The sequence below is a fragment of the Phaeovulum sp. genome, assembly GCF_041596715.1.
Taxonomy (GTDB): Bacteria; Pseudomonadota; Alphaproteobacteria; order Rhodobacterales; family Rhodobacteraceae; genus UBA6213.
The window spans coordinates 1-7,788 of record NZ_JBFHIA010000151.1; the positions used below are offsets into that span (position 1 = coordinate 1).

General features: G+C 64.2%; 7 protein-coding genes. 5 read left to right on the forward strand and 2 right to left on the reverse strand.

Translation table 11 applies throughout. The features are described from left to right. The first annotated feature begins 192 nt into the window (after positions 1-192). The 3 genes from ABY403_RS10905 to ABY403_RS10915 all read left to right on the forward strand — a co-directional run bounded on the left by ABY403_RS10905 (position 193) and on the right by ABY403_RS10915 (position 3,864). On the forward strand, positions 193-918 hold the full coding sequence (locus ABY403_RS10905) for a response regulator (protein WP_372840836.1): 726 nt from the start codon (positions 193-195) through the stop codon (positions 916-918). After that, entirely contained in the window at positions 915-2,300 is a 1,386-nt protein-coding gene (locus ABY403_RS10910; protein ID WP_372840837.1) for an ATP-binding protein, read from the forward strand. The genes ABY403_RS10905 and ABY403_RS10910 overlap by 4 nt, the downstream gene beginning before the upstream one ends. Positions 2,301-2,379: 79 nt before the next feature. Continuing rightward, positions 2,380-3,864 (forward strand): multicopper oxidase family protein, encoded by a 1,485-nt coding sequence (locus ABY403_RS10915; protein WP_372840838.1) that lies wholly within the window; start codon positions 2,380-2,382, stop codon positions 3,862-3,864. A gap of 86 nt (positions 3,865-3,950) precedes the next feature. Here ABY403_RS10915 and ABY403_RS10920 read toward each other — a convergent pair whose 3' ends face one another. Next, positions 3,951-4,385: a helix-turn-helix domain-containing protein gene (locus ABY403_RS10920; protein WP_372840839.1), complete on the reverse strand. Its 435-nt coding sequence runs from the start codon at positions 4,383-4,385 to the stop codon at positions 3,951-3,953. A 72-nt stretch (positions 4,386-4,457) separates the two neighbouring features. On the opposite strand from ABY403_RS10920, the gene merF reads away from it, so the two are divergent. Both merF and merA read left to right on the forward strand, forming a co-directional pair. Then, positions 4,458-4,727, forward strand: a complete 270-nt coding sequence (merF, locus tag ABY403_RS10925) for a mercury resistance system transport protein MerF (protein WP_372840840.1) — start codon at positions 4,458-4,460, stop codon at positions 4,725-4,727. An 11-nt stretch (positions 4,728-4,738) separates the two neighbouring features. Beyond that, complete coding sequence (merA, locus tag ABY403_RS10930) at positions 4,739-6,169, forward strand: mercury(II) reductase (protein ID WP_372840841.1); 1,431 nt, start codon at positions 4,739-4,741, stop codon at positions 6,167-6,169. Positions 6,170-6,182: 13 nt separating this feature from the next. Here merA and ABY403_RS10935 read toward each other — a convergent pair. Next, positions 6,183-7,788: copper-translocating P-type ATPase (locus tag ABY403_RS10935; RefSeq protein WP_372840842.1), on the reverse strand; the 1,606-nt coding region annotated here is incomplete at its 5' end.

A 7,788-nucleotide genomic window follows, 5' to 3' on the forward strand; every position in this document is an offset into this window, starting at 1 on the left:
AACGTTTCATTGTCGTCTCTCCTGTAAAACTTCGATGCACTCGAACTGGCGTCCAAATGTGCTGCGAATTTGTCAGTAGAGGTGCTGTTTTGTATCAATCTGTCGCAGCCAGCAGCACCGTGACAGATTGCGACAAACTTCCGCACGCCTTCGGTGGGTGATCGGCTAAAGTCGCGGGACAGGAGATTGATTTTGAACGCACCGCCGCACATTCTGGTTGTCGATGATCACCGCGAAATTCGCGATGCGCTGGCGAAGTATCTTGAAAAGAACGGCATGCGTGCAAGCACCGCAGCCAATGCGGTGGCGATGGATGCGGCACTAAAGGCGGGGCGCTTCGATCTGATCGTGCTCGATGTGATGATGCCTGGCGAAGATGGCCTGTCGGTCTGTCGCAGACTGCGCGCCGGTGGGTCGATTCCGATTCTGATGCTGACCGCGCTGGGCGATGAAACCGACCGGATCGTGGGGCTTGAACTGGGCGCCGATGATTATCTGGCCAAGCCCTTCAATCCGCGCGAGCTGTTGGCGCGGATAAAGGCGATCCTGCGGCGCTCGGAACAGACGCCCGTGGAAGGCGGTGCGCTGGCAGGGCGCAGGCTGGCGTTCGATCGCTGGGTGCTCGATACCGACTGCCGTGCGCTAACCAGTGCGGACGGCGCAGAAGTGGCGCTAACCACCGCCGAGTTTCGCCTGTTGACCGCGTTTCTCGAACGGCCGCGCTTTGTGCTCAGCCGCAGCCAGTTGCTCGACCTCACCAGCGGGCGCTCCGCGCAGGTGTTTGACCGCACGATTGACAACCAGATCAGCCGGTTGCGCCACAAGATCGAGCGTGACCCGGCGAAACCGGCGTTGATCGCAACAATCTGGGGCGGCGGCTACAGCCTTGCCAGTGACGTGCGCGAGGTGCCGCGATGAGCTGGCGCATTCTGCCGCGTTCGCTGGGCGGGCAGCTATTGGCGCTGCTTTTGCTGGCCTTGGCCGTGACGCAAGGGTTGGGCTACGCCCTTTTTTCAGATGAACGCAGTCGCGCCATACGTTCGGCATTGGGGCTAGAGGCGGCGGGGCGCGCGGCAAATGTTGCGCTGTTGCTGGAAGACGCCCCGGAAAGCCTGCACGCTTCGATCCTGCGTTCAGCGAATTCGCCGCTGGTGAGTTTTTCGCTCGCGCCAACCCCTGTGGTTGCACATGACAGCGCCGACGCTGCGGATTTTGTGGCGCGGATGCGCCAGATCGTCGGTCCGTCTATGCGCGAGTTGCGCGCCGATATTCATATCATTGATACCCTGCCCGCGCCGCCGCCGGCTAACCTGCCCGCCATGCGCACGATGCACGAGGTGATGATGGCCGAGCGGGCAGAGCCGATGGAAATGAGCCTGTCGATCCAACTGGCGAACGACGAATGGCTGAACGTACGCACCCTGTTTGACCGCCCGGAACTACAGGTGACTTCGCAGTGGCTGTTGCCACTAGCACTGATGGCCTTGGCGGTGGCGCTGATCGCGCTGGTCACCGCGCGCCGCGTGGTGGGCCCGATGCGGGCTTTGGCCAGCGGGGCTGATCGTCTCGGCCGGGGGTTGGAAACCGATCCGCTGCCGCTGAGCGGCCCCACCGAAGTGCGCGAAACCACGCTGGCCTTCAACCGCATGCAGGAACGGCTGACCCGCTTCGTATCTGAACGTACACATCTTTTGGCTGCAATCAGCCACGACCTGCGCTCGCCCCTGACAGCTATGCGGCTGCGGTTGGAGCTGCTTGACCAGAGCGACGACACCGAGCGATTGCACGCGCTGGTGGACGAAATGCAAGCGATGGTCGAGGCGACACTGGCCTTCGCGCGCGGCGCGGCCCAGTCCGAGCCATCGGCAACGGTCGATCTGACCGCGGTTCTGGCAGACCTCGCCGCAGACGCGGGCGCCGATAAGGCAAGTTTTTCGCCCGCTGTGCCGATTATTGCAACGCTGCGCCCGACCGCGATGAACCGCGCCCTGCGCAACCTGATAGACAATGCTATCCGCTACGCCGGCAAGGCCGAGATCACGCTTACGCGCGAACCAGATGCCGCCTGCATCACCATCGCCGATAGCGGGCCTGGCCTGCCCGATGACCAGTTAGAGGCAGTGTTCGAGCCCTTTGCGCGGTTCGAGGCGTCGCGTAGCCGCGATACCGGTGGCGCCGGGCTTGGCCTCGCCATTGCGCGAACGATCGTGCAGGCACACGGCGGCGAGGTGCATTTGCGCAACCGCCCCGAAGGCGGGCTCGAGGCGGTGGTGCACTTGCCGCTGGAGTTGCTGGGATGACGCCGCTCTATCGCCGCCAAAGCGGCACCGCCCTTCTGCCTGAGACGCTTGATCGCAATCCAAACCCACTGGAGAGGCCATGAATCCTAACCTGACTCGACGCGGTTTTTTGGCCGCCTCTGCCGCGCTTGGCGCGGCGACACTGCTTCCTCTCCGGGCATCTGCCCAAACCGCGCCGCTTTTGCTGCGCGCGACGCGCCACACACTCGATGTGGATGGCCGCGCCGCCACCGTGTTCCGGCTGGCCAACAGCGCGGGCGGATCCGGGCTGGTGCTAAACCCCGGCGAGCGGTTTCGGGTCGATCTGACCAACGATCTCGACATCGAAACCATCATCCACTGGCACGGCCAAATCCCGCCCAATGAGCAGGACGGCGTGCCCGACATGCCCGCCCCCATGCTGCGCTCCGGCGAGGTGCGCAGCTACGACTATGCCCCCATTTCCGGCACGTTCTGGATGCACAGCCATGTGCCGGTGCAGGAAATGCAGCTACTGGCAGCGCCGCTGATCGTGCGATCCGCCGCCGACCTGACCGCGGATAGGCAAGAGGTGGTGATGTTCCTGCACGACTTCTCGTTCCGCCCCGCCGAAGAGGTGCTGGCCGAAATCACCGGAACCGCCGCGATGGCAGGCATGGACCACTCTGCGGCCACCACCGGCGCGCCTGCTGGTGGCATGGCAATGGGTGGCATGAGTATGCCGATGGGCGGCATGGCGATGGGCGGGATGGCGATGGGCGGGATGGCGATGGACCTGAACGACTTTGATTTTGATGCCTACCTTGCCAATGACCGCACGCTTGGTGACCCCGAGGTGGTGGCTGTCGAAAACGGAGGGCGGGTGCGGCTGCGTGTCATTAACGCCTCGGCGGCAACGGTGTTCTGGATCGACACCGGACTGGTCGAAGGCCGTCTGGTGGCCGTCGATGGCCACCCGGTGCAGCCGCTCACCGGGCGCCGCTTTGGCGTGGCAATGGCGCAGCGGCTCGACATCGAATTGGATCTGCCAAAGGGTGCCAGCGCGTTTCCGCTTTTGGCACTGCGCGAAGGCGCGCGCGAACGCACCGGCATCATCCTTGCCGCGCCTGGTGCTGAGGTTGCCCGACTGGAAGGGCTTGGCGATACACCGCACCCCGCCTTTGATACCGACTTGGCGCAGGAAAGCGCACTGCGCGCTGTTACCCCGCTGCCGACGCGCCCGGTTGATCGCATGGAAATGGTGATGCTGAGCGGTTCGATGCAACCGTACGTCTGGGCGATCAACGGCAAGACATGGGGCAATCATCAGCCGATCACCGCGACTAGCGGGCAGCGGGTGGAACTGATGTTTCACAACATGTCGATGATGGCGCACCCGATGCATCTGCACGGCCATGTGTTTCAGGTGGTCGCCATTGGCAACCGGCGCTTTGCCGGGGCGATGCGCGATACAGTCTACGTGCCGCCGATGGCCTCGGTGACCATCGCCATCGATGCTGGCGAAGCGGCGCGCTGGATGCTGCATTGCCACCACATGGCGCATCTTGCGTCCGGCATGATGACTGAGTTCGCGGTCAGCGCCTGATCGGCGCAAAACAGGGGCAACAGAGCAGCCGCATGGGCACCCTGTTGCCGACAATCTCTATAGATCCGGCGCCGCCTCGATAACAGTCAACCAGCGTATTGATGCCCGAGGCTTTGCAATACGGCACAGTCAGGCAGGTCGCCGCCGCTGCACTTGGCCGACGTTTCGGCAAGCACCACCTCGATGCGTGTCAGGTCGGCAATCTTTGCGCGCACCTCGGCCAGATGCGCCTCAGCCTTGGATTTGACCTCGGTGCAGCTGTGCAGCGCGCCATCGCCAAGGCCCTGCAGCCCGCGAATATCTTCCAGCGTAAAGCCCAGCTCACGCGCCCGCAGGATGAAGCGCAGGCGTTGCACGTCTGCCGTGCCATAGCTGCGGTGGCCCGCCGCAGTGCGGGCCGGGGGCGGCAGTACGCCCGCGCCCTCGTAATACCGGATGGTTTCGAGATTGCATCCGGTGGCGCGCGCCAGATCGGCGCGGCGCAGGGCCTTCGGGGTCGCGGTGACGTGATCGGCAGTCATGTCGAATTTCCTTGAACCTGTAGTTCCTACAGACCGTAGGCAGGTTGCACCCGAGTTACAAGGTGCCGATCAATGACCGACAATCATGCGAAAAATGCGGTAGTGCCGACATCACATGCACACTTGCCGCCCAACCACCGGCTTTTGAAAACCAACATCCTTGGCACGGTGCTGTTGGCCTTGTGCTGTTTCACCCCGATTCTGGTGGTGCTGTTTGGCATGGTCGGCTTGTCGGCGCTGCTCGGCTGGCTTGATTACGTGCTGTTACCCGCCCTCGGCTTTTTCGTCGGGCTGACGATCTATGCCCTCTGGCGCCGCCAGCGTCGCGCAAAACCCCTCTGAAAGGACAAACCATGGACGATTGCTGCACCATTCCTGCCCGCAATGATTTCGACCTCGCGGTGATCGGCGCCGGATCGGCGGGGTTTTCTGCCGCGATCACCGCTTCCGAGGCGGGCATGCGAGTGGCGTTAATTGGCCACGGGCTGATCGGTGGCACCTGCGTAAACATCGGCTGCGTGCCGTCAAAGGCGATGATCCGCGCGGCGGAAGCGCTTTACGGCGCGGGCCGTGCGCGGCGCTTTCCGGGGCTTTCGGGGGCGGCGCAGGTCGATGACTGGCCAGCACTGGTGGCGGGCAAGGACGAGCTGGTGGCGGGCCTTCGGCAAAAGAAATACGCCGACCTGCTGCCCGGCTATGAGGGCATAAGCTATATCGACGAAGGCGCGGCGCGGCTGGCCCCCAGCGGCGTGCAGGTGGGTGAACGCCTGATCTCCGCCCCGAAAATCATCATCGCCACCGGCGCGCGGCCTGCCTTGCCCGCCATTCCGGGTATTGCCGGAGTGCCGACGCTCGACAGCACCGCACTGCTGGCGCTCGGAACCCTGCCAGAAAGGCTGATCTTTATCGGCGGCGGCTATATCGGTGCCGAACTGGCGCAAATGATGGCGCGGATGGGGGTAAAGGTCACACTCGTCTGCCGCTCGCGCCTTTTGCCGCAAGCCGAACCCGAGGTTTCCGAGGCGCTGACGCAGGTGTTCCGCGATGAGGGCATCACCGTGCATGCAGGTGCGCGGTACGTAGGGTGCCAAAGCGGTACGGAAGGTGGCGCGGTGCTTGCCATTGAGGTGGCGGGCAAGACGCTGGACCTCGCTGCCGATCATCTAGTGGCGACCACTGGGTGCCGGCCCAACACCGATGGGCTGGGGCTGGTCGAGGCGGGCATTGCCACGGACAAACGCGGCGCGATCATCGTGGGCGACGATATGGTGACCTCGCGCCCCGGCATCTATGCGGCAGGCGATGTGACCGACCGCGACCAGTTCGTTTACATGGCCGCCTACGGCGCCAAGCTTGCCGCCCGCAATGCGGTGCTGGCTGGGGCCGAGCGCTATGACAATGCGGCGATGCCCTGGGTGGTGTTCACCGACCCGCAGGTGGCGGGCGTGGGGATGACAGAGGCGCAGGCGATTGCGGCGGGGCATGACGTAAAGACCTCAGTCCTGAGCCTCGACAACGTGCCCCGCGCGCTAGCCGCCCGCGATACCCGCGGCTTGATCAAGTTGGTCGCCGACGCCAAGACCGACCGCCTGCTCGGTGGCGTAATCGCTGCGCCCGAAGGCTCGGACAGCATCCAGACACTGGCGCTGGCGCTGAAGTTCGGCGTGACCGTCAAGGCTTTTGGCGAGACGCTATTTCCCTACCTAACTACCGTCGAGGGCCTGAAGCTCGCCGCGCAGACATTCGATCGCGACGTGGCGAAGCTGAGTTGCTGCGCCGGGTAACGGTGCGGCACCGTCACAGTTTGGCCCGCCGCAGCCGCAGCGCGTTGGTGATGACCGAGACCGATGAAAGGCTCATCGCCGCCGCCGCAATCATCGGCGACAGCAAGAGCCCAAATACCGGGTAAAGCACCCCGGCGGCTATCGGCACACCAATTCCATTGTAGATGAAGGCGAAAAACAGGTTTTGCTTGATGTTGCGCAAGGTGGCGCGGGCCAGCTTGCGCGCCCGCACGATGCCGGTCAGATCACCACCCAGCAGCGTGATGCCCGCACTTTCCATCGCCACATCTGCCCCAGTGCCCATCGCTATGCCGACATCGGCGGCAGCCAGCGCCGGGGCGTCGTTGACGCCGTCACCAGCCATCGCGACCTTTCGGCCTTTGGCGCGCAAGGCGTCGATCAGGTCCTTTTTGCCCTCGGGCAGAACCCCCGCGCGCACCTCGTCGATGCCCAGTTTCTCGGCAACGGCAAGGGCCGTGCGCTCGTTGTCACCGGTGGCCATGATCACGCGTATGCCTTGTGCATGCAGCGCATCAATGGCCGCAGCGGCGGTTTCCTTGATCGGGTCCGCCACCGCGACGATGCCCGCGACCTTGCCATCGACCGCCACGAACATCGCCGTCTTGCCCTCGGCACGCAGCGTGTCGGCGGCGGCGTCTGCCGCCTCTGTCACAAACTCCAGATCGGCCATCATCGCGGCGTTGCCGAGCGCCACCTTGTGCCCGTCAACTACGCCCTGCACACCTTTGCCAGTGACCGCCTCGAAGCCTTCGATCTCGCCCAGCGTAATGCCGCGCGCCACCGTGCCTGCAATGATCGCCTCCGCCAGCGGATGTTCCGAGCCCTTTTCCAGCGCTGCCGCCAGCTTCAGGACCGTGTCCTCCAACTCTTCGCCCAGTGCAAGCACATCGGTCAGCTTCGGGCGGCCTTCGGTTAGTGTTCCGGTCTTGTCGACGATCAGCGTATCGACCGCCGCCATTCGTTCCAACGCCTCAGCATCCTTGATCAGAACCCCTGCCTGCGCGCCGCGTCCTGCGGCGGTGGTGACGGAAATCGGCGTGGCCAGCCCCAGTGCGCAGGGGCAGGCAATGATCAGCACCGACACCGCCGCCGCCATCGCGAACACAAATCCGGGTTGCGGGCCGATGGTAAGCCACGCTGCGAACGCCGCCAGCGCCACCAGAACCACTGTCGGCACGAACACCGCCGAAACCTTGTCAGCAAGCCCTTGAATTGGCGCACGTGAGCGGCGGGCGTTGCTGACCATCTCAACAATCTGCGCCAACACCGTGTCGGCGCCCACCTTGGCCGCCTCGATTACCAGACTGCCGTTCTTGTTGATTGTGGCGCCGGTGACGGTATAGCCTTCGCTCTTTTCGACCGGCATCGACTCGCCCGTCAGCATGCTTTCGTCTACCGACGACGTGCCCGAAATCACCACTCCATCGACCGGCACGGCATCACCCGGCCGCACGCGTAGCCGGTCGCCCGCCATGACGTTTTCCAGCGGAGCATCGTATTCAGTGCCGTCGGGCAGAATCCGCCGAGCAGTCTTGGGTGCCAGGTCCAGCAGCGCACGAATTGCGTCGCCGGTGCGTTCGCGGGCCCGCAATTCCAGC

Excerpts from the sequence above, each read along its gene's own strand:
- ABY403_RS10910 (WP_372840837.1), top strand. The coding sequence starts at position 915 with ATGAGCTGGCGCATTCTGCCGCGTTCGCTGGGCGGGCAGCTATTGGCG.
- ABY403_RS10915 (WP_372840838.1), top strand. The coding sequence starts at position 2,380 with ATGAATCCTAACCTGACTCGACGCGGTTTTTTGGCCGCCTCTGCCGCG.
- ABY403_RS10920 (WP_372840839.1), bottom strand. The coding sequence starts at position 4,385 with ATGACTGCCGATCACGTCACCGCGACCCCGAAGGCCCTGCGCCGCGCC.
- merF (WP_372840840.1), top strand. The coding sequence starts at position 4,458 with ATGACCGACAATCATGCGAAAAATGCGGTAGTGCCGACATCACATGCA.
- merA (WP_372840841.1), top strand. The coding sequence starts at position 4,739 with ATGGACGATTGCTGCACCATTCCTGCCCGCAATGATTTCGACCTCGCG.